The 23,840-nt window shown below is 73.0% G+C and carries 23 protein-coding genes; 3 read left to right on the plus strand and 20 right to left on the minus strand.

Annotated features, from left to right (window positions below; genetic code table 11):
• Positions 1–4: 4 nt before the first annotated feature.
• The 3 genes from IE251_RS27435 to IE251_RS27445 all read right to left on the minus strand — a co-directional run bounded on the left by IE251_RS27435 (position 5) and on the right by IE251_RS27445 (position 3,148).
• Positions 5–1,615, minus strand: coding sequence for a multicopper oxidase family protein (locus IE251_RS27435; RefSeq protein WP_189755678.1), 1,611 nt, complete (start codon positions 1,613–1,615; stop codon positions 5–7).
• Complete coding sequence (locus IE251_RS27440) at positions 1,612–2,091, minus strand: hypothetical protein (protein WP_194552778.1); 480 nt, start codon at positions 2,089–2,091, stop codon at positions 1,612–1,614. Before IE251_RS27440 ends, IE251_RS27435 begins: the two co-directional genes overlap by 4 nt.
• Positions 2,092–2,395: 304 nt before the next feature.
• Positions 2,396–3,148, minus strand: coding sequence for an SDR family oxidoreductase (locus IE251_RS27445; protein ID WP_189755680.1), 753 nt, complete (start codon positions 3,146–3,148; stop codon positions 2,396–2,398).
• Between the two features lie 134 nt (positions 3,149–3,282).
• On the opposite strand from IE251_RS27445, the gene IE251_RS27450 reads away from it, so the two are divergent.
• Positions 3,283–3,801: a MarR family winged helix-turn-helix transcriptional regulator gene (locus IE251_RS27450; protein WP_030782079.1), complete on the plus strand. Its 519-nt coding sequence runs from the start codon at positions 3,283–3,285 to the stop codon at positions 3,799–3,801.
• A 29-nt stretch (positions 3,802–3,830) separates the two neighbouring features.
• On the opposite strand, the gene IE251_RS27455 is transcribed toward IE251_RS27450, so the two are convergent.
• The 14 genes from IE251_RS27455 to IE251_RS27520 form a co-directional block, all read right to left on the minus strand.
• Entirely contained in the window at positions 3,831–5,603 is a 1,773-nt protein-coding gene (locus IE251_RS27455; protein WP_189755760.1) for an acetyl/propionyl/methylcrotonyl-CoA carboxylase subunit alpha, read from the minus strand.
• A 345-nt stretch (positions 5,604–5,948) separates the two neighbouring features.
• Positions 5,949–6,158 (minus strand): acyl-CoA carboxylase subunit epsilon, encoded by a 210-nt coding sequence (locus IE251_RS27460; protein ID WP_189755681.1) that lies wholly within the window; start codon positions 6,156–6,158, stop codon positions 5,949–5,951.
• A 25-nt stretch (positions 6,159–6,183) separates the two neighbouring features.
• Positions 6,184–7,728, minus strand: a complete 1,545-nt coding sequence (locus IE251_RS27465) for an acyl-CoA carboxylase subunit beta (RefSeq protein WP_030791023.1) — start codon at positions 7,726–7,728, stop codon at positions 6,184–6,186.
• Positions 7,712–8,509 carry a 4'-phosphopantetheinyl transferase family protein gene (locus tag IE251_RS27470; RefSeq protein WP_200692377.1) on the minus strand — a complete coding sequence of 266 codons (798 nt, stop codon included), beginning with the start codon at positions 8,507–8,509 and terminating at the stop codon, positions 7,712–7,714. Before IE251_RS27470 ends, IE251_RS27465 begins: the two co-directional genes overlap by 17 nt.
• 79 nt (positions 8,510–8,588) lie before the next feature.
• The gene (locus IE251_RS27475) at positions 8,589–10,109 is read right to left on the minus strand and encodes an FAD-dependent monooxygenase (RefSeq protein ID WP_229896961.1); all 1,521 of its coding nucleotides are present in this window, start codon (positions 10,107–10,109) and stop codon (positions 8,589–8,591) included.
• Positions 10,110–10,128: 19 nt separating this feature from the next.
• Positions 10,129–11,601 (minus strand): FAD-dependent monooxygenase, encoded by a 1,473-nt coding sequence (locus IE251_RS27480; protein WP_189755683.1) that lies wholly within the window; start codon positions 11,599–11,601, stop codon positions 10,129–10,131.
• A complete protein-coding gene (locus IE251_RS27485) occupies positions 11,591–12,538 on the minus strand; it encodes an aromatase/cyclase (protein ID WP_189755684.1) in 948 nt (315 codons plus the stop codon). The genes IE251_RS27480 and IE251_RS27485 overlap by 11 nt, the downstream gene beginning before the upstream one ends.
• A gap of 27 nt (positions 12,539–12,565) precedes the next feature.
• Entirely contained in the window at positions 12,566–13,348 is a 783-nt protein-coding gene (fabG, locus tag IE251_RS27490) for a 3-oxoacyl-ACP reductase FabG (RefSeq protein WP_189755685.1), read from the minus strand.
• 124 nt (positions 13,349–13,472) lie between these two features.
• Positions 13,473–13,745 carry an acyl carrier protein gene (locus IE251_RS27495; RefSeq protein ID WP_189755686.1) on the minus strand — a complete coding sequence of 91 codons (273 nt, stop codon included), beginning with the start codon at positions 13,743–13,745 and terminating at the stop codon, positions 13,473–13,475.
• An 80-nt stretch (positions 13,746–13,825) separates the two neighbouring features.
• A complete protein-coding gene (locus tag IE251_RS27500) occupies positions 13,826–15,049 on the minus strand; it encodes a ketosynthase chain-length factor (protein ID WP_189755687.1) in 1,224 nt (407 codons plus the stop codon).
• Complete coding sequence (locus tag IE251_RS27505; protein WP_189755688.1) at positions 15,046–16,317, minus strand: beta-ketoacyl-[acyl-carrier-protein] synthase family protein; 1,272 nt, start codon at positions 16,315–16,317, stop codon at positions 15,046–15,048. The genes IE251_RS27500 and IE251_RS27505 overlap by 4 nt, the downstream gene beginning before the upstream one ends.
• On the minus strand, positions 16,314–16,646 hold the full coding sequence (locus tag IE251_RS27510; protein WP_030619579.1) for a TcmI family type II polyketide cyclase: 333 nt from the start codon (positions 16,644–16,646) through the stop codon (positions 16,314–16,316). Before IE251_RS27510 ends, IE251_RS27505 begins: the two co-directional genes overlap by 4 nt.
• Before the next feature lie 108 nt (positions 16,647–16,754).
• Positions 16,755–18,242 (minus strand): FAD-dependent monooxygenase, encoded by a 1,488-nt coding sequence (locus IE251_RS27515; RefSeq protein WP_189755689.1) that lies wholly within the window; start codon positions 18,240–18,242, stop codon positions 16,755–16,757.
• A gap of 316 nt (positions 18,243–18,558) precedes the next feature.
• On the minus strand, positions 18,559–19,392 hold the full coding sequence (locus IE251_RS27520; RefSeq protein WP_229896962.1) for an IclR family transcriptional regulator domain-containing protein: 834 nt from the start codon (positions 19,390–19,392) through the stop codon (positions 18,559–18,561).
• A 762-nt stretch (positions 19,393–20,154) separates the two neighbouring features.
• Between IE251_RS27520 and IE251_RS27525 the strand changes: the two genes are divergently transcribed.
• Positions 20,155–20,640 (plus strand): hypothetical protein, encoded by a 486-nt coding sequence (locus tag IE251_RS27525; RefSeq protein ID WP_189755691.1) that lies wholly within the window; start codon positions 20,155–20,157, stop codon positions 20,638–20,640.
• Positions 20,637–20,828 carry a hypothetical protein gene (locus IE251_RS27530; RefSeq protein ID WP_030790987.1) on the plus strand — a complete coding sequence of 64 codons (192 nt, stop codon included), beginning with the start codon at positions 20,637–20,639 and terminating at the stop codon, positions 20,826–20,828. The genes IE251_RS27525 and IE251_RS27530 overlap by 4 nt, the downstream gene beginning before the upstream one ends.
• 13 nt (positions 20,829–20,841) lie before the next feature.
• On the opposite strand, the gene IE251_RS27535 is transcribed toward IE251_RS27530, so the two are convergent.
• The 3 genes from IE251_RS27535 to IE251_RS27545 form a co-directional block, all read right to left on the minus strand.
• Entirely contained in the window at positions 20,842–21,513 is a 672-nt protein-coding gene (locus tag IE251_RS27535; RefSeq protein WP_229896963.1) for a TetR/AcrR family transcriptional regulator, read from the minus strand.
• Complete coding sequence (locus IE251_RS27540) at positions 21,510–22,343, minus strand: NAD(P)H-binding protein (protein ID WP_189755692.1); 834 nt, start codon at positions 22,341–22,343, stop codon at positions 21,510–21,512. The genes IE251_RS27535 and IE251_RS27540 overlap by 4 nt, the downstream gene beginning before the upstream one ends.
• 241 nt (positions 22,344–22,584) lie before the next feature.
• On the minus strand, positions 22,585–23,817 hold the full coding sequence (locus IE251_RS27545) for an MFS transporter (protein WP_189755693.1): 1,233 nt from the start codon (positions 23,815–23,817) through the stop codon (positions 22,585–22,587).
• Between the last annotated feature and the right edge of the window lie 23 nt (positions 23,818–23,840).

The raw sequence follows: 23,840 nt of genomic DNA on the forward strand, positions 1-23,840 counted from the left end.
TTCCTTACACCACGCGGAAATTGGCCATCATCGCCATGTCCTCGTGTTCGAGGTTGTGGCAGTGGAGCATGTAGCGCCCCCGGTATCCGTCGAACCGCGCGAGGATCTCCACGACCTCGTACGGGCGCAGGTCGACCGTGTCCTTCCAGCCGCGGTCGCCCGCGTCGGGGGCCCCGCCGGCCCGTGACAGCACCTGGAAGTGCGCCAGGTGCAGATGGACGGGGTGGTGGAAGTCGCTGGTCAGCCGCCATCGCTCGACGGTGCCCAGGCGGGGTGTCGCCCAGGTGCGCGCCGGGTCGAAGGGGTGGCCGTTGACGGTCCACATGTCGTCCCGGCCGAGCCGGAAGTCGAAATGACGCGTGGTCACGGCCTGCTCGGCGCGCAGCGTCTCCGGCCGTGACAGGCGGGTGGGGATCACGCTGTCGTCGCGGCCCCTCCCCCGGCCGGTGACGTGGAACCGCATGACGTCGCGCATGGCTCCGTCCGCCAGGGTGTTGACGAGGGTGACGGTGGTGTCCGGCGCGCAGGCGGAGAGGTCGAGGACGACGTCGTAGCGCTCGGCCGGGGCCATGGTGAGCGTGGGGAGGGTCTGCGGGCGGCCCAGCAGCCCCTGGTCGCTGCCGACCTGGACGAAGGGCAGACGGCGGCCGTCGGAGGTGGTGAGCGCCAGCCGGTAGCGGCGCGCGTTGGCGGCGTTCAGCAGCCGCAGCCGGTAGCGGGCCGCGCTCACTTCCAGATACGGCCAGGGGCGGCCGTTGACCAGTTGTACGTCGCCGAGCACGCCGTCCATGTAGCCGGACCGGACGCCGGGGGTGCGGGTGAGGGTGGGGTCGAGCGACGGGTAGCGGAAGGCGCCGTCGGCGTCGAAGGAGCGGTCGCAGAGCATCAGCGGGATGTCGCGGTCGCCCTTCGGCAGCGGCAGCGCGTCCTCCTCGTCGTCGTCCACGAGGAAGAACCCGGCGAGCCCGCGCCAGACCTGCGGGCCGCTGAAGTCCATGCGGTGGTCGTGGTACCAAAGGGTGGCGGCTCGCTGCCGGAGCGGGTACGTGTACGTGCGCGTGCCGGTGACGGACTCGCCCCCGGCCATCGTGCCGCCGTGCGTGCCCGCCGTCCCCCGCATGGGGTGCGCGGGGTCCTCGCGGTGCCCCGCCGGGTGCAGCAGGTCGGTGGGGTAGCCGTCGGAGCCGGGCGGGGTGACGCCGCCGTGCAGATGGGTCGCGGTCGGCGTGGGCAGGGTGTTGGTCATCCGGAGCCGGACCGGGCGGCCGGAGCGGGCGCGGAAGGTCGGGCCGGGGAAGGTGCCGTCGTACGACCAGATCTCGGTGCGGGTGCCGGGCAGGATCTCCACGGAGGCGCGCCGCTGGGTCACCTCGTACACGTCCGTGCCGTGTGTGCCGTGGGTGGGCTCGGCCACGGCGGGCACGGTCAGCGGCAGTGTGAACGGGCGCGGCAGTTCCACCTCGGGGTCGCTGGCGAGGAGGACGCCGGTCGAGGGGCGGTCCGTGCCGCAGCCGGCCAGCCCGCCGAGCGCGACCGCGCCGGCGCCGCCCGCCGCCAGGCGCAGGAAGCCGCGGCGTGAGGCAGCGGGTACGGGGGCAGGGACGGGCGCGGTCATCGGTGCAGCGCCTTGAGCGTCCGGACGGGCAGGGTGAGGGTGAACGCCCAGACCGTCATCGTGCACGCGCCGCCGAACAGGGCGACACCGAGCGGGATGTGCAGCAGCAGGTCGCGCGCGTACCCGGCGATCTGCTGGACGACGATCAGCACGAGGAGGACGGCGCCGAGGACCGTGGGCCACACCCGGTTCGCCCGCGCCCTCCAGGCGACGGTGGCGGCGACCGTCTCCGCCACGAGCATCATCGTAAGAACGTGCGCGTTGACGTCGTGGGCGGTGAGCAGGCCCACGTCGCCGTTGACGAACAGACCGGCCAGCGCGGCCTGGACGAGGGTGTTGACGGTGAACAGCACGGAGACGACCCGGAAGGCGATCACCGGCCGGTGCGCCCAGCGGGCGGGTGGCCGGTCACCGGCCGGGCCGGGGCGCCGTAAGTCCCGGGGACCGGATCCGCCGGAGTCGGAGGTGGGGGGCACGGCCTGCGCCGCGGCTTCTGAGGAGGGTCGCTGCATCACGGATTCCGGTGCGGTACGGGCTTGACGGGTGGGGGTGGGGGGAGGCGCGCGCCCAGGGCACGCGGCGCGGAGGTGTCACGCACGTACGGGCTTGCACGGCGCGCGAGTGGGAGGGGCGCGCGGGCGGGAGCGCGGGGCGGAAGTACGTACGCTCCCTCCCCGCCCCCGCGAACGCCCACCGCGCGCCCCGCGAACGGACACCCGCCCCGCGCCGCCGAAGCCTCAGAAGCCGCCGAAGTCGCGGAAGTCCCGGAAGCCGCCGGTGTCAGTGGCCGCGGACGCGGGACAGGTTCAGCGGGTAGTTGAGGCCGCCGGTCACAGGGAGGGTCGCCCCGTTGATCCACTCCGACTCGGGGCGTGCCAGCAGGGACACGGCGTCGGCGATGTCCTGCGGGGTGCCGAGCCGCCCGGCCGGCGTGGCGTTGGCCAGCGCGTCGCGCGCCGGCTGCGGAACCACCGAGGAGGCGTCGGTGAGGACGAAGCCCAGGGCGAGGCCGTTGACGGTCACGCCACCGGCGCCGAACTCGTCGGCCGCGTACCGGACGTAGCCCTCCAGCGCGGCCTTCGTGACGCCGTGCGCGGCGAGGCCGGGCGCGGTCGGGCCCCAGGACGAGCCGCTGGAGACGACCACGAGCCGCCCGTACCCCCGCTCCCGCATCGCGGGTACGAAGGCGGTGGTGAGCCGGTGCAGCAGGACGACGTCGTTGCGGACCTTGTCGCCGAGCGCGGTCGGGTCCATGCCGGCCAGCGGCACGCGCGGGTACGAGGCGCAGGCGTTGCTGACGACCACGTCGAGGTGGTCCACCCGTTCCCGCACGGCGGTGACCAGTTCCTCGGCGCCGTCGGCCGCGTCCAGGTCGGCCCTGAGCACCGTGGCCTTTACACCTTTTTCCTCGCACGCGGCCGCCACGGCCTCGGCCTCGTCCAGCGAGCTTCGGTACGTGAGCACGACGTCGGCCCCGAGCCCGGCGAGAGTGGTGGCCGTCGCGGCCCCGATCCCCCGGCTACCGCCTGTCACCAGCGCGATCCTGCCCTGAAGCGGGCCGGATGCGGAGACGCTACGAGTCATCGGCAAGGCACCTCTATTCGACTGCGTCGCTTCCTGGTAATTAAACGACCAGGAAGGTAATGGCCAGCAGCTAGGGTAGACCCATGGGTGATCGCCAGCAAGCCGTCGATCGCGTCGACGTGATCATGAAGCAGGTCGCGCAGGTCTCCACGGCGCCCGACCTGACGTCCAAGGAACTCTGCCAGCGGATTCAGCGCGTCGCCCACCATCTGGAGACCCGGCTCCGCCGCGAACTGGCCGTCTTCGGCATCGAACCCTGGGAGATCGAACTGCTCGCCTCCCTGCGCCGGGTCGGGCCGCCCCACCAGGTGACCGCCGGTTCACTCCAGGACATCATGCAGCTGACCACCGGCGCCGTCACCAAGCGCGTGGCCGCCCTGGAGAAGAAGGGGTGGGTGCGCCGGGAGGTCGACGCCGGCGATCGCCGCCAGGTACTGGTCTGCCTCACGGACGAAGGGGAGCAGCGGGCGCTCGAGGTCTTCGCCACCAAGACGGAGACGGAGGCGCGGGTGCTGTCCGCCCTCGACCTCGACACCCAGCGGCGGCTCAACGACGATCTGCGCACGCTCCTGATCGACCTGGAGGGAGCGGTCCGCACCTGACCGCTCCCCTCGCCCCGGCCTCGGTCCCGTCAGCCGGTGATCTCGCAGATGGCGGCGCCGGAGGTGAGGGAGGCGCCGACCTCGGCGGTCAGGCCCTTGACGGTGCCCGCCTTGTGGGCGTTGAGGGGCTGTTCCATCTTCATGGCCTCCAGGACGACGACCAGGTCGCCTTCCTTGACCTCCTGGCCCTCCTCGACGGCGATCTTGACGACGGTGCCCTGCATCGGGGAGGCCAGGGTGTCGCCGGAGGCGACGGGCCCGGACTTCTTCGCCGCGCGCCGCTTGGGCTTGGCCCCGGCCGCGAGGCCCGTGCGGGCCAGGCTCATGCCCAGGCTGGAGGGCAGGGAGACCTCCAGGCGCTTGCCGCCGACCTCGACCACGACCGTCTCACGCGCCGCGTCCTCGTCGGCCTCGGCGTCGGCCGGGGCGGTGAAGGGCTTGATGTCGTTGACGAACTCGGTCTCGATCCAGCGGGTGTGGACCGTGAACGGATCGCTGGAGCCGGTGAGTTCGGGGGCGAAGGCGGGGTCGGTGACGACCTTGCGGTGGAAGGGGATGGCGGTGGCCATGCCCTCCACGCGGAACTCCTCCAGGGCGCGGGCGGCCCGCTGGAGGGCCTCCTTGCGGGTGCGGCCGGTGACGATCAGCTTGGCCAGCAGGGAGTCCCACGCCGGGCCGATGACACTGCCGGCCTCCACACCCGCGTCCAGACGGACACCGGGGCCGGAGGGGGCTTCGAAGGTGGTGACGGTGCCGGGCGCGGGCAGGAAGTTACGGCCCGGGTCCTCGCCGTTGATACGGAACTCGAAGGAGTGACCGCGCAGCACCGGATCGTCGTAGCCGAGTTCCTCGCCGTCGGCGATGCGGAACATCTCGCGGACCAGGTCGATGCCGGCGACCTCCTCGGTGACCGGGTGCTCGACCTGGAGACGGGTGTTGACCTCCAGGAAGGAGATCGTGCCGTCCTGCCCCACCAGGAACTCACACGTGCCCGCGCCCTCGTACCCGGCCTCCTTCAGGATGGCCTTCGACGCCCGGTACAGCTCCGCCATCTGAGCGTCGGAGAGGAACGGTGCGGGCGCCTCCTCCACCAGCTTCTGGTGGCGGCGCTGCAGGGAGCAGTCGCGGGTGGAGACCACGACGACGTTGCCGTGCTTGTCGGCCAGGCACTGCGTCTCCACATGCCGCGGCCGGTCCAGATACCGCTCCACGAAGCACTCGCCGCGGCCGAACGCGGCGACCGCCTCGCGCACGGCGGACTCGTACAGCTCCGGGACCTCTTCGAGGGTGCGGGCGACCTTCAGACCGCGCCCGCCGCCACCGAACGCGGCCTTGATCGCGATCGGCAGACCGTGCTCCTCCGCGAAGGCCACGACCTCCTCCGCACCCGAGACCGGGTCCGGGGTGCCGGCGACCAGCGGGGCGCCGGCGCGCTGGGCGATGTGCCGGGCGGCGACCTTGTCACCGAGGTCGCGGATGGCCTGCGGCGGCGGGCCGATCCAGATCAGGCCCGCGTCCAGGACCGCCTGGGCGAACTCGGCGTTCTCGGACAGGAAGCCGTAACCCGGGTGGATCGCGTCCGCACCGGACTGCTTGGCGGCCAGCAGCACCTTCTCGATGTCCAGGTAACTGGTGGCCGGGGTGTCACCCCCCAGCGCGAACGCCTCGTCGGCGGCCCGTACGTGCAGAGCGTCGCGGTCCGGGTCGGCGTAGACGGCCACGCTCGCGATCCCGGCGTCCCGGCAGGCCCGGGCCACGCGGACAGCGATTTCGCCACGGTTGGCGATGAGCACCTTGCGCAGACTCATTTCGAGATCCCTTCCCCGGCGCACCGCACCGGCGCCAACATCGACTGCCACCCGCTCCCCATCCGTACCACCCCGGAGCCCGCGGCGATGCCGCCCATCCGGTGACCCCGCGTCGGTGTCGGGTGCGCCGGGGCGGGAGTCCGCCGGTGGCCGATGGTGGCGCGCGGCCGTACGCGGTGGTCCGGGAGGACACCGGAACGGGCCCGTCCGGTGGGGTCGGGGCGGGTGCGAAGGCGGGCGCGCGGTGCCGCCACCTCGTGGGGCGCGTGGGGAGAGAACACGTGCTGCTCCGTGGTTCTGTCGTGGTCCGCGGTGGTACGTGCGTGCCGGACGGGCCGGCTACGAGGCGGTCTGCCAGCTGTGCGAGGCCAGGAACCCGGCGTTGCGCTCCAGCCGGAACCAGCGCGCGGCCGCCGGACGCGGGGCGGCCGGTTCCGCCGCGGTGCCCGCCCGCTGCGCGAGCGCGGTGAGTACGGCCGTCAGGGCGGCGAGTTCCTCGGCGTCGACCTGTCCCCGGACGATCCGGAAGAGGGGCTCAGCGGTGCTCATGGACACAGGACCTCCGTTGCCGATGTCACTGGGGCGGGTTGCCGTGCTTGCGCATCGGCAGGTCGGCGTGCTTGGTGCGCAGCATCGCCAGGCCGCGGATCAGGACCTCGCGGGTGTCGGCCGGGTCGATCACGTCGTCCACCAGGCCGCGCTCGGCGGCGTAGTAGGGGTGCATCAGCTCGGCCTTGTACTCCTCGACGCGCTGCCGGCGTACGGCCTCGGGGTCGTCGGCGGCATTGATGTCCCGGCGGAAGATGACGCCCGCCGCGCCCTCCGCGCCCATCACCGCGATCTCGTTGGTGGGCCAGGCCAGCGCCAGGTCGGCGCCGATGGAGCGGGAGTCCATGACGATGTAGGCGCCGCCGTAGGCCTTGCGCAGCACCAGGGAGATCCGGGGCACGGTCGCGTTGCAGTACGCGTACAGCAGCTTGGCGCCGTGCCGGATGATGCCGTTGTGCTCCTGGTCCACGCCGGGCAGGAAGCCGGGCACGTCCAGCAGGGTCACGAGGGGGATGTTGAAGGAGTCGCAGGTCTGCACGAAGCTCGCGGCCTTCTCGGACGCGGCGATGTCCAGCACGCCCGCCAGGGACTGCGGCTGGTTGGCGACGATGCCGACCACCTTGCCGTCGAGGCGGGCCAGCGTGCAGATGACGTTGGTGGCCCAGCGTTCGTGGACCTCCAGGTGGGTGCCGTCGTCGACGATCTCCTCGATGACGGCCCGCATGTCGTACGGCCGGTTGCCGTCGGCCGGCACCAGGTCGTACAGGGCCTGGCCGCGCCGGTCCGCCGGGTCGTCGCAGGGCACGGCCGGGGCGCTCTCGCGGTTGTTGGCGGGCAGCATCGACAGCAGGAAGCGGACCTCCTCCAGGCAGGTCTCCTCGTCGTCGTACGCGAAGTGCGCGACGCCCGAGGTCCGGGAGTGGACGTCCGCGCCGCCCAGCCCTTCCTGGCCGATCTCCTCGCCGGTCACCGCGCGCACCACGTCGGGGCCGGTGATGAACATCTGCGAGGTGCCGCGCACCATGAAGACGAAGTCCGTCAGCGCCGGGCTGTAGGCGGCGCCGCCCGCGCACGGGCCGAGCATGACGCTGATCTGCGGGATGACACCGGAGGCGCGGGTGTTGCGCTGGAAGATGCCGCCGTAGCCGGCGAGCGCGGTGACGCCCTCCTGGATGCGGGCGCCGGCGCCGTCGTTGAGCGACACCAGCGGCGCGCCGGCCGCGATCGCCATGTCCATCAGCTTGTGGATCTTCTGGGCGTGGGCCTCGCCGAGCGCGCCGCCGAAGATGCGGAAGTCGTGCGCGTAGACGAAGACGGTCCGGCCGTGGACCGTTCCCCAGCCGGTGATCACGCCGTCGGTGTACGGCTTCTTCGCCTCCAGGCCGAAGCCGGTCGCGCGGTGCCGGCGCAGCTGCTCGATCTCCTGGAAGGAGTCCTTGTCGAGCAGCAGCTCGATGCGTTCGCGGGCGGTGAGCTTGCCCTTGTCGTGCTGGCGCCGCGTCGCGTCCGGATCCGGGCCGCCCCGGGCCGACTCCTTGATGTCGAGCAGCTCGTCAAGCTGTTTCCTCATGGGTACCCTCCGGTTGCCCTGCCAACTGGTCGGTGGGCTCGTGGTCGTTGGCGGCCTGGTGCATGGACGTCAGTCGGTGCGGTGAGGTGAGGCGCACGGGCAGCCGGCGTACGGCCGGGGGCGCCGTGCCGAGGACCGCGACCGCCGCGGTGTGGGCGTCGGCGCGGGGCAGGTCGGTGACCGTCCAGCCGTGCGGCCGGGACCGGGTGTCGGCGCCGAGGTAGTCGGCGGACGCGGGGCGGCTCAGACCGGTGCCGATGCCCTTGAGGTACGCCTCCTTGCGCGCCCACAGCTGGGCGAACGCGCCGGGGCGCGCGCCGGGCGGCAGCCGGTCCAGTTCCGCGCGTTCGGCCGGGTGCAGTAAGGGGGCGCAGGCGTCGACGGTGCCGGGACCCGGCACCCGCTGCACGTCGACGCCGACGGGGACCGATGCCACCCCGATCAGGGCCAGGCCGTGGCTGTGCGAGAGGGAGAAGTGCAGCGGGGGCGGTGTGCCCGGGACCGCGGGACGGCCGTGCGGGCCGCCGCACCCCGGGCACGGCTCGCGGACGAGGACCACCTCCCGCGCGGGAACGCACAGGTAGGCGCCGAGCAGGGTGCGCAGGGCGAGGTGCGAGGCGACGTAGAGGGCCCGGTCGGCGGGCCGGCGCAGGGTGGCCGCGCGCTTCCGCTCCGCCGCGTCGAGTACGTCGCGTACATCGAGTACGTCGGGTACGCCTTGGCCGGCGAGGAGGCCGGTCGGGGCGCCCGGTTCGGGGCAGCGCAGCAGCCACAGGTCCACGCGCCGGCCGTCCGGTACCGGGAGCGTTTCCGGTACGGCGTCCGGTACCGGTACCGGTACCGGTACCGCCCAGCGTTCCTCAGCCCGCGTACGCAAGCCGGATCCGGGGTTCCGCCGGGCCCGCCCAGCGGTCCAGGGCGTCGCGGACCGCCGCCGGGCCGGGGCCGTCGGCCGCCCAGGCGACGTACCCGTCCGGCCGGATGAGCAGCGTCGTGCGGACGTCCGCGGGGGCGGTCACGACGCGGTCGGACCAGTCCGCCACCGCCGTGCGCACGGCCTCGTCGGGGCTGAGCAGCACGAAGCGGCCGGTGCCCAGGGCGCCGTCGAGCCGTCCGCCGGTCAGCCGCCCGTGGAAGAACCGGCCCACGAGCCGGTGGTCGCCGCGCTGCCGCCCGTAGGTGATACCGGTACCGGAGACGGCCAGGCCCTCCCGGCGGCCCAGCGCCTCGCCGAGCGGGCCCAGGTGTCCGGCGAACCAGACCATCGCCCGCTGGGCGAGCCGGGTGCGTCCGCTCTGCCGGATGGCCGCGCGGACCAGGGAGCCCGACGTGCGCAGCACCTCCTCGCCGACCGGGTGCGTCTCCGCCTCGTAGGTGTCGAGCAGGGCATCATCACCGTGGCCGCGCACCGCCGCCGCCAGCTTCCAGGCGAGGTTCATCGCGTCCTGCAGGCCGGTGTTCATGCCCATGCCGCCGGCCGGCGAGTGGACGTGCGCGGCGTCGCCGGCCAGGAAGAAGCGGCCCTCGCGGTACCGGGTGGCCTGGCGCTCGTCGCTGTGGAAGCGCGAGACCCAGCGCGGCTCGTACATGCCGAAGTCCCGGCCGAGAATGGCCCGGCACAGCCGGCGCAGCTCCTCGAAGTCCACGGACTCGTCCGCCGAGCTGTCGGTGTGCCGGTTCCAGGCGAGCACGCGGTAGTAGCCGTCGCCGAAGGGGGCGACGAAGGCGAACCCGTGCTCGTTGGCGTCCACCGTGAGCAGGTCGGCGGGCGCCTCCTTCATCAGCACGTCGGCGAGGATCACCGAGCGCAGCACGGAGTCGCCGGGGAAGGGGATGTCCAGCAGCCGCCGTACGGTGCTGTGTACCCCGTCGGTGCCGACCGCGTAGGCCGCGCGGTGGGTCTCCCGGCTGCCGTCGGCGGTGATGGCGTCCAGCTCGACCCCGTGCGCGTCCTGGCGCAGCCCGGTCACCTCGGTGTCGTGGCGGAACTCCACGCCGAGGGAGACGGCCCGCCGCTCCAGCGCTTGTTCCACGTAAAACTGCGGGGTGATCAGCACGTACGGGTAGCGGGTGCGCAGGTGCGCGAAGTGGATGTCCAGGTCGCCGAAGAGCGGCAGGGTGGGCAGCTTGGTGCCGGTGGCGATGATGTCCTCGGCGACGCCGCGCGCCTGGAGCTGTTCCAGGGTGCGTGCGTGCACGGTGAACGAGCGGGTCAGATTGCTGAGTTTCCGGCCGCGCTTCTCCAGGACGGTGACCCGGGTGCCGGCGGCGGCGAGGTCTCCCGCCAGCAGCAGGCCGGTGGGGCCCGCGCCGACGACCAGGACCTCGGGGCCGGTCGCCGGGCGGGGGTCCGCCGGGGATCGCGGTGCGGACTTCGACATGTCGGTCACTCCCTCGAACTCAAGACACCGGTGCGCCGAACCAGCGGCGCAGGGCCGTGTCCGGCCGCCCCGCGCCGGAGTCGGTCCAGACCACGTGGCCGTCGGGACGCACCAGGACCGCACGCGCCCCCGAGAGAGCGGACGGGCCGTCGGCCGTACGGAACCCGGCCGTGACGACGTCCACCCGGTCCGCCCAGCCGGCGGCGGCGGCGCGCGCCTCCGCCGCGGACGGGCTGCCGGGGGCGAGGTCCAGCAGCACCCCGCGCGCCTTGCGGCAGGCCGCGTCGGGGGCCTGGTCCAGCTCGCCGTAGGGCATGCGGGCGCCCAGCAGCGGATGGTCGCCCGGGCCGACGTCGTACCGGATGTCCAGGCCGCTGATCAGGCCGGCCAGGTGGGCGCGGGTGTGGCGGGTGTGCGCGGGGTCGATCAGCTCGCGGAAGACCTCGCGCAGCGCCTCGACGTCCGGGCCGCCGAGCAGGAACGTCGACTGGGCGCGGATGGTGCTCAGCACCCGCTCGCCGACGGCGTGCCGCTCGGAGTGGTACGTGTCCAGCAGGCCGTCCGGGGCCCCGCCCCGGATCTCGGCGGCGAGCTTCCAGCCGAGGTTGACCGCGTCCTGGAGACCGAGGTTGAGGGCCTGTCCGCCCACGGGCATCTGCACGTGCGCGGCGTCCCCGGCGAACAGCACGCGGCCGTCGCGGTAGCGCGCCACCTGCCGGGAGGCGTCGCCGAAGGCGTTGACCCACAAAGGGGTGCCGCCGCTGATGTCCTCGCCGGTCACGCGCTTCCACACGTCGACGACCTCGGCGAAGGCGGGGGCGCCGGTGCGCGGCCGGGCCGCACGGCCGAACTCGTGCACCATCACCCGGGTGACGCCGTCGGGCCGGCGGGCGGCGATGGCCAGGCCCCGCTGAAGCCGCTGGAAGCGCCGGTCGGGGATGTCGATGCCGGCGACGTCGGCGCGGATCAGCTCGCGGCCGGCGTCCTGTCCGGGGAAGTCGGCCCCGGTCAGCTCCCGTACGGTGCTGCGCTCGCCGTCGCAGCCGACGACATAGCGGGCGCTCACCCGGAGGGGCCGGCCGTCGGGGCCGGTGGCCTCGGCCTCGGCACCGGTGTCCGTGACGGTCAGCGCGCGCAGTTCGTGGCCGCGGCGGACGGTGGCGCCGAGGGAGAGCGCCCGGGCCTGGAGCAGTTCCTCGGTGCGGGTCTGCGGGACCTTCCACTGGCCGGGGTACGGCGTGGGCAGGGTGAGGTCCAGCGGGACGCCGCCGAAGTGGCCCATCACGTCGTTCGGCGGGGTGCCGAGCGCCTCGAGCAGGCCGCGGGCGGCGAAGATCTCCATGGTGCGGGCGTGCAGGGTCGTCGCGCGGGACTCGGTGGCCGGCCGGGGCAGCCGTTCCAGCACGACCACCTCGGCGCCGCCGAGGCGCAGTTCACCGGCGAGCATCAGCCCGACCGGGCCCGCGCCGACGACGAGGACGTCAGTCCGCATGGTTCCGCCGTGCCTCGGCGTAGTCCTTGGCGTGGCCGAGGGTGGCGCGGCTGTTGGTGCTCAGCGCGCCCTGCACATAGGCGCGGGCCTCGGGGATCCCGGCGTCGGGGCCGAGGATCCGCGTGATGTTGTCGGTGTTGAGGACGACGGTGTGCTGGGAGGAGGCCGACACTCCGTCCGCGTCCTCGGTGAACGTCCAGTAGCCGGTGTGCAGGTTCATCAGCGCGGGCAGTGTGACCTGCTTGTAGGCGATCTTCCGGTGCGGGAAGCAGACCCGGTACGACTTGGTGGTGTGGGTCGAGCCGTCCTTGGCCCGGGTGTCCATCTCCAGGGTCTGCAGGCCCGGGTACTCCTCCTCGCAGCGCACGCTGGCCACGTGCGGCAGCCGCTCGGACCACAGGTGGGCGTCGTTGATGAAGTCGTAGACGTCCTTGGCCGACCCGGCGATGCGGACGGTGTCCTCGAAGGAGAAGGTGATCTCCCGCGCGGCGTGCGCGAACTCCACGTTGGTCTTCAGCGCGGCCAGCTCGCTGCGGGAGTTGCGGTCGACGGCCTCGTCGATCCAGGCCAGGCCGGCCGGGTCGTCGTCGACGGCGCGGTAGTCGTGCAGCAGCCGCACCCGGGCCGCGGACTCGCCGGCCGGCTCGATGATCCAGGTGCCGCCCATGGCCGCGACCGGCGGGGCGGAGACCTCCTGGCGGAAGGTGATCACAAGGCCCCGCGGGTCCAGGGTGCGGCGGGAGGTCCAGTTCTTGGCCTCGCCGTTGGCGGTGGCCCAGATCCGGATCCGCTCCTCGGTCTCCCCGCCCTCCAGGCGGTCGGCGAAGATGGTGGGCGGGAAGATGCGCGGCCAGTTCTCCACGTCGGCCAGCAGCCGGTACACCGCCTCGGCCGGGGCGGCGATGGTGATCTCGTGCTCGACCTCACGGGTGGTCATCGCGGTAGCTCCTTGGAAGGCGGGGGATCAGAAGTTGCCGAGGCCGCCGCAGACGTTGAGCGCCTGGGCGGTGATGGAGGCGGCGGTGTCGGAGGCCAGATAGCCGACCAGCCCGGCGACCTCCTCGGGGGTGGAGTAGCGGCCGAGCGGGATCTTGGACTGGAACTTCTCCAGGATCGCGTCCTCGGTGGTGTCGTAGGCGGCGGCGTAGCCCTGGCGCACCCGCTGGGCCATCGGCGTCTCGACGTAGCCCGGGCAGACCGCGTTGACGGTGATGCCGGTCGGGGCCAGCTCGTTGCCGAGGGCCTTGGTGAAGCCGACCACGCCGTGCTTGGACGCCGAGTACGGGGCGCCCAGGACGACACCCTGCTTGCCCGCGGTGGAGGCGATGTTGATGATGCGGCCCCAGCTCTTGTGCCTGAGGCCGCCGGTGTTGAGCACCTCGCGGGTCAGCCGGAACACGCTGTTGAGGTTGGTGTCGATCACGTCGTGCCACAGCTCGTCGGTGATGTCGGCGGTCACTCCGCCGCCGCTGCGGCCGGCGTTGTTCACCAGCACGTCCACCGTGCCGAACCGGTCGACGGCGGCCTGCACGAAGGCGTGGGCGCCGGCGTCGGAGCGGACGTCCAGCGTGGCGCCGTCCGCCTCCAGGCCGGCGCTCTGCAGTTCCTTCACGGTCGCGGCCACGTTCTCGGCGCTGCGCGCGCCCAGGAACACGCGGTGCCCCTGCTCGGCCAGCAGCCGGGCCACGGCCAGACCGATGCCGCTGGTCGCCCCGGTCACCAGGGCGACCCGCTTGTCCTGCGCCATTGTTTCCTCCTGCGGATCTCGATGCGGAAAAAGGGCCGCCGCCGGACCGGGGGTGCTTCCCGGCCGGTCCGGCGGCGGGGCCGCGAGGGTCGTTCGCGACCGGTGTGGGGCGACGGCGCCCGGGTCAGACCGCGGTGGGCTGACCGATGTGCGCGTTGACGACCTCGATGAGGGCGCGCGGGGTGGTGGCGTCGGTCAGCGCGGTGTCGTCCAGCGTGATGCCGAACTCGCGCTCGATGCGGCCGCCGGTCTCCAGCAGCGCCAGGGACTCGTAGCCCAGCGCCTCGAACTCGGAGTCGAGGAAGTCGGCGCTGTCGAGGTCGACGCTCTCGTCGGCGCCGGCGCCTTCGAGGAGGATGCGCTTGAGGTCGTCGACGGTGAATTCCTGAGTGGCCATGGGGATTTCCTTCTTCCGTGTACGAGCGGGACGGCGCCCGCGCTTGCCTGGACAAGCGGGACGGCGCCGCCGCGGGATCGTCAGGGGGTGGCGCGGACCACGAGCGCGGAGTTGAACCCGTTGAAGCCGCGGGCCAGGACGAGTGCCGTGCGCACCTCGGCCGGGCGGGCCTCGCCGGTGACCAGGTCCAGGTCGTAGCCGTCGGCCGGCTCGACGTTCGTGGTGGGCGGGATCAGCCCTTCCTCGATGGCGAGCAGCGCGGTGGCCACGTCCAGCGGGGCAGCGCCGGAGTACAGGCGGCCGGTCATGGTCTTGGGCGCGGTGACCGGGACGCCGCGGGCACCGAAGACGGCGGTGAGCGCCTCGGCCTCGATACGGTCCAGCTCCGGGACGGCGGCGGCGTCGGCGAACACCACGTCCACCTCGTCCGGGGTCGCGCCCGCGTCCGCGAGGGCCAGCTCGATCGCCTTGCGCAGGCCCGGCGGACGGCCGCTGCCCGGCTTGGGGTCGAACGTGGAGCCGTAGCCCGCGATCTCGCCGTAGGTCCGGGCGCCCCGGGACCGGGCGGCCTCGGCGTTCTCCAGGATGAGGATCGCGCCGCCCTCGCCCGGGACGTGCCCGCGCGCCTCGGCGTCGAACGGCAGGTAGGCGCGCTCGGGGTCGTCGCTGGTGCTCAGCCGCTTGCCGGCCAGCTGGGCGACCCAGCCCCAGGTGCACACGGACGCGTCCATGCCGCCGGAGACGATCAGCCGGGTGCCCTTGCGGATCTGCCGGCGGGCCTGTGCGAGCGCGTCGAGTCCGCCCGCCTGCTCGCTGACGACGACGCCGCTGGGCCCCTTCATGCCGTTGCGGATCGAGATCTGGCCGGAGTTGACCGCGTAGAACCAGGCGAAGGACTGGTAGGCGCTGACGTGCTGGCCGCCCTTGCTCCACAGCGCCTGGAGTTCGCGCTGGCCGAACTCGAAGCCGCCCGAGGAGCTGGCGGTGACCACGCCCATGTCGAACTCGGGCAGCTCCTGCGGCTTCACCCCGGCGTCGGCGAGCGCCCAGTCGGCGGCCACGAGCGCGAGCCGCGTCATGTGGTCGGTCTGCGGCAGCAACCGGCTGGGCAGGTGGTCGCGGGCCTCGAAGCCGGGGACCTCGCCGGCCAGCCGGGAGGGGTACTGCGAGGGGTCGAAGCGGGTGACGCGGCCGATGCCGCCCTTGCCGGTCCGGGTCGCCGCCCAGTAGTCCTGGGTGCCCAGGCCGTTGGGGGCCGCGACGCCCAGTCCGGTGACCACCACCTTCGTGGCCGTGCCGGTCATGCCACGCTCCTCTCGGGCCGGGCGAGCACCATGGCGCTCTGGAATCCGCCGAATCCGCTGCCGACCGTCAGGACGGTGTCCGTGCGGTGCTCGCGGGCGGTGAGCGGCACGTAGTCCAGGTCGCACTCGGGGTCGGGGGTGTGCAGGTTGGCCGTCGGGGGCACGACGCCGTGCTCCATGGCCAGGGCGGACGCGGCGATCTCGATGGAGCCGATCGCGCCCAGCGAGTGGCCCACCATCGACTTGATGGAGGAGACCGGGGTGCGGTACGCGTGGTCGCCGAGGCTCCTCTTGAACGCGGCCGTCTCGTGCCGGTCGTTCTGCTTGGTGCCGGAGCCGTGCGCGTTGATGTAGTCGATCTCGTCGCCGTTGATCCGGGCCTCGTCGAGCGCGACGCGGATGGCCTCGGCCATCTCGGCGCCGTCGGGGCGCAGCCCGGTCATGTGGTACGCGTTGGAGCGGGTGGCGTAGCCGGCGATCTCGGCGTAGACGTGGGCGCCGCGCGCGCGGGCGCTCTCCAGCTCCTCCAGTACGAAGAAGGCGGAGCCCTCGCCGAGCACGAAGCCGTTGCGGGTGCCGTCGAAGGGGCGGGAGGCGTGCCCGGGGTCGTCGTTGCGCGGGGTCGTCGCCTTGATCGCGTCGAAGCACGCCATGGTGATGGGCGAGATCGGCGCGTCCGAGGAACCGGCGATCATGACGTCCGCCGAGCCCTCGCGGATCAGCTCCACCGCGTGGCCGACCGAGTCCAGGCCGGAGGTGCAGCCGGTGGAGACCACCGTGCTGGGGCCCTCCGCGCCCACCTGCCAGGCGACCTCGGCGGCGAAGGAGCTGGGGACCATGTGGTTGTACAGGTGCGGGACCGCGTACGTGTGGTCGACCAGGTCGAGCAGGCCGCCGTTGCTGACGACCCGGTACTCCTGGTCCAGCCCCATGGTCGCGCCGACGGCGCTGCCCACGGTGACCCCGACGCGGTACGGGTCGATGCCGGTCAGCTCGATGCCGCTGTCGGCGACCGCCTCGCGGGTGGCGACGACGGCGAGCTGGGCGGCGCGGTCCATGCGCCGTGTCTCCTGCGGGTTCAGCCCGTGTTCCTCCGGATCGAAGTCGATCTCGGCGGCGACCCGCGAGCGGAACTGGGCGGGGTCGAAGAAGGTGATGCCGCGGGTCGCGGTGCGGCCCTCGCTCAGCAGGCTCCAGAAGTTCTTCACGCCGATGCCGCCCGGCGCGAGCACGCCGATGCCGGTGATGACGACGCGCCGGGGCGTCATGCGGAGGCCTCCCAGTGGTAGAAGCGCGTGGCCATCGCGTCCTTGGGCGAGCGCCACGTCTGCGGGTCGTACGCCTCGATGAACGGCTTGAGGTCCTCGCTGATCCGGATGAAGCGCGGGTCGGTCTTGGCCTCCTCGATGAGCTCGCCGCCGTTGTCGGTGTCGAAGTCCTGGAGGTGGAAGTACAGGCCCCGGTACTTGAACAGCTGACGGCGGCGGGTGCCCATGCGGTGGGGCATCTCGGTGTCGTCGAAGGCGCCGAAGAGGGCCGCGACGTCGTCACTGGCGTGCGGCTCCATCCGGGCCACGATCAACGTGCTGTGCTTCATGGTGGGTGTCTCCTCACGACGGTTCGCGACCGGACACGGCCGGGCGCGGCCGGAGTTGCTCGGGCGGGTGACGCAAGAGATGGGGTGGTGACGCAGCGGGCCCGGTCGTCAGCGGGACGGGCCGAACCAGCGCTCCAGCGCGGCGGTCAGCGCCCCGGGACCGCCGGGCGCGGCCCAGGCCACATGGCCGTCGGGGCGCACCAGTACGGCGGTGGCGCCGTGCGGCGGCCGGTCCTGGGCGGTGCCGTGCGGGGTCGCGGTGACGGTGTCCACGCGGTCCGCCCAGCCGGCGGCGACGCGCCGGGTCCCGGGGTCGTCGGCGAGGTCGAGCAGCAGGCCGCGCGCGCTGTGCAGCAGGGCGGTGGTGCTGGTCTTGCCGCCGTCGGCGGTCACGAGTTCCAGGTGCGGCATGCGGCGGCCGGGCAGCGGGTGGCCGGTCGCGCCGACGTCGTAGCGGATGTCCAGGCCGCTGATCATTCCGGCGAGGTGGCGGCTGACGTCCTCGTACGCGATCAGCTCGGCGAGCACGTCGCGCAGCGGCTGCATCTCGCTGCCGCTGAGGTAGAGCAGGCCCTGGGCCTGGGTGTTGGTCAGCAGCCGGCGGCCGACCGGATGGCGCTCGGCGTGGTAGGTGTCGAGCAGCGCCTCGGGGGCCGTGCCGCGTACGACGGCGGCGAGCTTCCAGCCCAGGTTGACGGCGTCCTGGATGCCGGTGTTCATGCCCTGGCCGCCGGCGGGCAGGTGGATGTGCGCCGCGTCGCCGGCCAGCAGGACGCGTCCGCGGCGGTACTCGGTGACCTGGCGGGCGGCGTTGCCGAAGGCGCTGATCCACACCGGGGTGGCGCCGCTGATGTCCTGGTGGGTCAGGCGCTGCCAGGCGGCGGCGACCTCGGCGAAGGGCGGCGGTCCGGTGCGTTCGCGCGGGGGGTTGTCGCGCTCGCAGACGATGATGCGGTGGATGCCGTCGCCGATGGGCACCGACATGGCCATGCCGCCGGGCACGGACTCGCCGATGGGGCGGGGCCGCACCTCGCAGTCGGTGATGTCGGCGAGGTACATCTCCATGGTGGCGGCGGTGCCGGGGAAGTCGAACCCGGCGAGCCTGCGGACCGTGCTGCGGCCCCCGTCGCAGCCCACCAGGTAGCCGGCGCGCAGCCGTTCGGGGCCGTCGGGGCCCTCGATGCCGACGCGTACGCCGTCCTCGCCGGCCGTGAGGGCGACGAGTTCGCGGCCGCGCCGCACCTGGACGCCGAGCTCGGCGAGCCATGCCCCGAGCACCGCCTCCGTACGGTGCTGGGGTACGTCCTTGACGCTGAAGTGGGCGCCGTCGAGGACGCCGAAGTCGACGGGGGCGCCGCCGAAGTGGCCGAGCCTGCTGGTGACGATCTCGCCGAAGCGGGGCAGCAGTCCGCGCTGGTCGAAGACCTCCATGGTGCGAGGGGTGAAACCGAGCCCGCGGGACTCTCCGCTGGGCCGGGGAAGGCGGTCGATGACGACGGTCTCGACTCCGGCGAGGCGCAGTTCACCGGCGAGCATCAGCCCCGTGGGGCCTGCTCCCACGATGACCACGGGAACGTCGACGAGGGCAGCGTCCATCCGCGCCTCCTTTCCTGTTGCGTACGTCCCGGGACGGGGAGACGCCGGTGAGGTGGCTGAGGGCATGTCATGTCGCCGCCCGCCGGGGTACGTGGTTCCGGGCGGGCGGAGGCGACAGACGAGAGGGAAGGTGAGGGTGAGGCCGGGTGAAGCGTCGGCGAGGTGGCTCTGTACGCCCCGGCGACTGGCGCGAGGCGGAGCGAACACCGACCTGAGGGCACACGTGTGCCGCCCGATCAGCGTGACAGGTCGGTCGGAGGATGTCAATCGCCGTGCAAGGGCGGCTTGTTCACGGGAGCCGGCGGGAACGGCTCGTTCACATGACGCGGTGGTGCGGGCCCAGCGACAGGCTGAGCTGGGTCGCGGCGGTGGTCGTCGCGTCGATCACGTCCGGGTGGACGTGCGCGGAGTCCGGCAGGAGCACGAGGACCGCGCCGAAGACCCAGCCGTCCCACATCACGGGGGCGGCGCAGGAGTTCCAGCCGGCGATGCACTCCTCCAGGCCGATGGCGTAGCCCTGGTCGCGTATGTCGCGCAGCGAGTCCCACAGCGCGTCGTTGTCCACCAGCACACCGGGGCCCGCCTCGGCCACGGCGGGCTCGGCGGCTATCCGTTCCTGGATGGGGCGCGGGAGGTACGCGAGGATGGCGCGGCCCGACGCGCCGACGCGCAGCGAGCGGGTGACGGTCAGCACCTCGCGGGGTGTCATGCCGAGTTCGGAGAGGTCGGAGTCCCCGACGGCCATGTCGACGCACTGCCGCTGGGCGCCGCCGAACGGGGCGAGCGTGTAGAGGAAGGCGAGCCCGCCCCCGGTGGCGGCGCGCAGCCTGAGCAGGATCGACCGGGCGGTGTGGCGGTCGAGGGTGTGCGCCATGGCCTGCATGCCCACTAGGGCGGCGGTGGTGCCGAGTTGGTACATCCCGCGGCCGACGCGGTCGAAGACGCCCTCGTAGATGCCGGATTGCAGGATGCGGTGGACGGCGGAGTCGTCGAGTCCGGCCGCCTCGGCCAGCGCTCCGGGGCCGTGCGTCCGGCCGCGCAGCTTGAGGAACGCCTGCTGGACCCGGAACACGCGCTCCGCGTGCGTGGTGCCGCCCGCACGGACGCGCTCACCGGTCCGTCCTTCGGCCGAAACCGCGTGCATGTCCATGGCGACCCCCGTCTCTCCACCACGCACGATCCCGGCCATCCTAACCAGACGGCTTGGTGACAATCCGTCAACAGCAGCGGTCGGGCGAGGGCCGGCCCGGCCCCCCGAACAAGGAACAAGCCGGATTTACGGACACCTGCGAACATACTGCACAAAAAGGTGCACCCTTCCGGGGAAAACGCCGTCGCATACATGGGGTGTAAGGCACAACCCCGGACATCCATCCCCCGTTTTCCCGCCCCGCGAGAAATGATCGCCGGGCTCCACTTTCCCCTTTCTTTGCTTGACGAAGCCTTGGCCGCCTACGCAGACTGTGACTGCGAGCCGGGGGCCCACAGGCCTGAATTCATTCGGTTGCACGGGGGCAGTACACACTGATAAACCGCGATTTCACCGCACGTATCCGGCACATTCGAAACCATCATTCAGCGCGCGCGTCGCGCCATTCCGCCGCGCGGCGCCGTCCTGCGCCGCAGCAGGCATCCGCGCCCGGCCAGGACCATGGCCGGCCAGCCACGACCCAACGACGGGTCCGACAAACAGCAATTCCAGTTCAAAAAACGGGGAAACGGAATGCGCCAAGCTCTGCCATTGTCAGAAACGTCGGAGGAACAACCCAGCGCGGACGCGCTGATCCCAACTCTGCGTACCCTCGCGGAGCTTTACGAAGAATGCGGGCGAATGTTAGCGCATACCCCGTACAGCCTGCGCCAGCGTGTCACCGGAAGCCGCGCCACCGGAATTTCTCTCAACGAGAAAGCCATGGCGATACGGACGGAAACGCAGAACACGCTCGGCTCCTGGGCGCGCCTGGTGGTGGACGAGTGCGGCACGGCCGGCCCGTCCCAGGAGGGGATTCCTCCCCTCGTGTCCTTCCTCATCCGCCATTCCGGATGGCTGGCCGCGCATCCGGCGGCCGGTGACTTCGCCGAGGAGATCGCCGCGCTCGCGAGGTCCGCCCGCCGGATCGCGGGCCCCGGCCCCGCCCACCGCGTCGACCTGGGGCGCTGCCTGCGGTCCGGCTGCGCGGGCACACTGCGCGCCGTGGTGCACGACGGGGACGACGCGACGCCGGGACAGGTGTCGTGCGACGCCGGGCACGCGCTGCCGCCGCAGCAGTGGCTGCTGGTCGCGCACCGCATGCGGCGGACCGCCTCGCGCGGCGAGCGCGTCACCCGGCGCCACGACGGTGACCGGGCCGGTGTCCAGGCCGACCGGGCCGGTGTCCGCGAGGAGGCCGCCCGATGAGCCGTACGCCACGGCGGCGCTTCGTGCCCACGGAACTCGCCGCGCTCGCGGCCGGGGTGACGGAGGCCACCATCCGCAAGTGGGCCAGCCGCGGCAAGATCACCCGCTACGGCAGCCCCCGGCGTGCCCAGTACGACCTGGACGAACTCATCGCCATCGTCGCCGACCGGTCCGAGGCCCTCGGCTGACGGCCGATCGCGGTCAGGACCCGGGCCCGGGCACCGCCTCCGGATCCGTCCCGGGTTCTGACCCCGGCACCGCCCCCGGCTCCGAGCCGCGCTCCGGCTCCGAGCCGGGGGCGATCAGGGTGCGGAACAGCGGTGCCGCCAGGCGCAGTACGTCGTCCAGGTCGGCCTCGGCCAGGTCGGGCATGCGCAGCAGGTACCGCTGGGTCGCGATGCCGAACATCATCGCCCCGGACAGCGCGGCGCGCAGCCGCGCGTCCGGGGCGTCGACGTTCGCCGCCACCCGCTCGACGGTCTCCTTGGTCACATGCCGGCGCAGCAGCTCCGCGGCCTCCTCGCTGGTCATGCTGGTGCGCAGCAGCACCGCCATGGGGCTGTCCGGGTCGGCCGCCCAGCTGCTCAGCATGGCGCGGAGGTAGTTGTCGACCGTGCGGGCCGGGTCCGGGGTCGTCAGCTCCTCGATCGGGACGTGCCAGCGGACCGCCTCACGGAAGAGTTCCTGCTTGGTGCCGAAGTACTGGATGACGGACGCCTTGTCGACTCCCGCCTCGGCGGCGATGGCCCGGATCGTGGCGCGTTCGTAGCCCACCTCGGCGAACTTGCGGCGCGCGGCCTCCATGATCCGCCGGCGCGTGCGCTCGCCCTTGCGCTCCGGTTCCGCGCCTGCCTGCGGACGGCTTCCGGTCACCTGAAGTCACCGGCGTGGTGGGCCGCCCACTCGGCGTAGGTGTGCGCCGGGCGGCCGGTGACGTCCCGCACCGCCGTGGACACCGGCACCGTCGTACCCGACTGACGGGCGAACATGCGCAGCAGGGAGTCGACCGTCTCGGCCTCCAGGTGCCGGGTCATCCGCTCCCGGGCCGCCTCGGGCGACAGTTCCTCGAAGCGCAGCTCCCTGCCGAGCACCTCGCCGAGGATGCGTACGCGCTCAACCTGGGTCAGCGACTGGGGGCCGGTCAGCTCGTACGCCTGCGCCACGTGGTCGTCGTCCAGCAGGGCGCGGGCGGCCACGGCGGCGATGTCCCGCTCGTCGACGGGTGCGGTGGCGGCGTCGCCGTATGCCGCGCGGACCACGCCCTCCGCCTTGACGCCCCACGCCCACGGCAGGTCGTTGACCATGAACGGGCCGGGGCGCAGGAACGTCCACGGCACACCGGAGGCGATGACGGCCTGCTCGTCGGCCGCGTTGAGCCTGCCCATCCGCTCCCGGCCGAGGTGTTCGTCCACCACCGACTGCGAGGACAGCAGCACCACCTGCTTCAGCCCCGCCCGCGTCGCGGCGTCCAGGAACGCGCCCAGCCGGCCGTGCACGGGGAAGAGGAACGCCCGCTCCACTCCGCGCAGCGCGGAGGCGAGGGACTCGGCGTCGGTCAGGTCGCCCCGGACCACGTCGACTCCGTCCGGCAGGCCGGCGCGCCGCGGGTCACGGGTGAGCGCGCGTACCCGCGCTCCCGCGTCCAGCAGTTCGCGCACCAGGTTCCGGCCGACGTTGCCGGTCGCACCGGTCACCAGGATCATCCCTCAGCCTTTCGTCGGTACACGTGCGCGGAAAGGGGGCGGGAGCCCCGGCCGACGGGGGTCGCGCAGGGCGTGTCGTACCTGCGCACGGCCGGGGCACTCGCCGACTCCCTCTCCAGCGAGGGGCGTTGACGACGCTACGCCCGCCCCGGAGAAATATCAACGCCTGTTTAGTTCTAGGTCTTCCGACGTAAGACCGCAGCTCGCGCCGCTGATCCACCGCCGGCGGCACCGGATGCCGCTAACCGGCGGACACCCCCTGGGCCCCGGCCGGCTCCGGCTCCCCGGTCCCGGCGCCGGCCCGCTCGCTGCGGGCGGCGGCGGCCGTGACCAGCGCCGCGGCCACGGCGAAAGCGGCGCCCGCCCAGGCGATCCACACGGCACCCGTCGCGCCGAGGATCCCGGCGCCCAGCGCGCTGGACAGCGAGATCGCCAGGTACATCACGGCGGCGTTGAGGGAGACCGCCAGGGGTTCGCTGCCGGGGCTGGCCAGCGCCATGACGCGCTGCTGCTGCGGCGCGGTCACCGACCAGGAGGCGATGCCGCACACCGCCGTCAGCGCGACGGCCGCCGGGTAGGAGGAGCGGACGCCGGCCATGACCGCGAACACCACCGTGAGCAGCAGCGTCGCGCCGATGACCACCGTGCGCGGCCCCTTGCGGTCGGCGAGCCGGCCCGCGGTGAGGTTGCCGGCCGTCCCCGCCAGGCCGAAGACCAGCAGCAGTACGGCCACCTTGCCGCCGTCCCCGCCGGTGGCGGGCTCGAAGACGGCGCTGATGTAGGTGTAGGGCAGGTAGATGCCGATGAACGCGACCAGCGTGCCGGCCAGCACCCCGGCGACCTTGCGGTCGGCGAGCGGGGCGAGGCGCCGCCGCAGCTGGGTCGGGCCGCCGAGGGTGACGTCGGGCAGCCGCAGGGCGATGACCGGGGCCACGACCAGGGCGAGCGCGGTGACGAACCACATGGTGGCCTGCCAGCCCAGCGCCTCCCCGATGACGGTGCCGAGCGGCGCGCCCAGCGCGAGCGAGGCGGTCAGCCCCACGGTGACGATGGCGATCGCCCGGCCCCGGTGCTCGGGTCCGGCCAGGGTCGCCGCGGTCGCGCCCGCGTTCGGGGTGAACATCGCGGCGCCGGCCGCGGCGATCACCCGGGCCGCCAGGACCAGCGCGTAGTCGGGGGCGAGGGCGGTCACCACGTTGCCGACGGCGAACACGCCGAGCCCCGTGATCAGCACCGTACGGCGTGACCAGCGGGCGGTGAACGCGGCGAGCACCGGGGAGAGCAGGGCGTAGGCCAGCGAGAAGACGCTGACGAGCTGGCCCGCCGCGCCCACGGAGATGTCGAGGGAGTCACTGATGTCGGGGAGCAGACCGGCGATGACGAAGGCGTCGGTGCCGACGGCGAACGTGCCGAGTGCGAGCACACAGGCGTGGGTCCGCCAGGCGCGCCCCTGCTGTGCGGCGGGAGGGGTCATGGAAGCACCTGAGTTTCGATGGA

Origin of the sequence: Streptomyces eurythermus (assembly GCF_014649115.1) — a bacterium.
GTDB classification, from domain to species: Bacteria; Actinomycetota; Actinomycetes; order Streptomycetales; family Streptomycetaceae; genus Streptomyces; species Streptomyces eurythermus.